The 566-nt window shown below is 44.7% G+C and carries 2 rRNA genes; both read left to right on the top strand.

Going from position 1 to position 566, the window contains the following annotated elements:
- A 16S ribosomal RNA gene (locus QYG89_RS17035) occupies nucleotides 1-98 on the top strand; the annotation flags it as partial.
- A 342-nt stretch (nucleotides 99-440) separates the two neighbouring features.
- Nucleotides 441-566 (top strand): 23S ribosomal RNA (locus QYG89_RS17030); the annotation flags it as partial.

The raw sequence follows: 566 nt of genomic DNA, 5'->3' as shown, positions 1-566 counted from the left end.
ACCCTTACGGGAGCCAGCCGCCTAAGGTGGGGCAGATGATTGGGGTGAAGTCGTAACAAGGTAGCCGTATCGGAAGGTGCGGCTGGATCACCTCCTTTCTAAGGAATATGTGAACGGTGAAGGTGTACGCCTTACCTACTAGCAGAAGAGAACGATGTTCTCACAGACGAATTAACGGCATTGTTTTTTGTTCAGTTTTGAAGGATGAATTCCTTCTATATATAAGTAACACCTATTGTTCTTTGAAAACTGGATAATATCGTATAAAAGTAACCAAGCAATAAAACCGAGTAATCGCCATTTTAGGTATTTTTATCAGCAAAGAAAAAGAAGCAAGCAGTTCTAGGAAGTGACTGAGTGACTGACCGAGCGTATGTATATACGTGAGGGAAGGAATGAAGGAAGCTGACGACGAAATGTGCCGCTTATTTTACTTTGAAGGTTAAGTTAGAAAGGGCGCACGGTGGATGCCTTGGCACTAGGAGCCGAAGAAGGACGGGACTAACTCCGATATGCTCCGGGGAGCTGTAAGTAAGCATTGATCCGGAGATTTCCGAATGGGGAAA

Origin of the sequence: Bacillus lumedeiriae, from assembly GCF_044891285.1 — a bacterium.
Taxonomy (GTDB): domain Bacteria; phylum Bacillota; class Bacilli; order Bacillales; family Domibacillaceae; genus Pseudobacillus; species Pseudobacillus lumedeiriae.
This window is presented reverse-complemented; position numbering and strand designations above follow the sequence as displayed.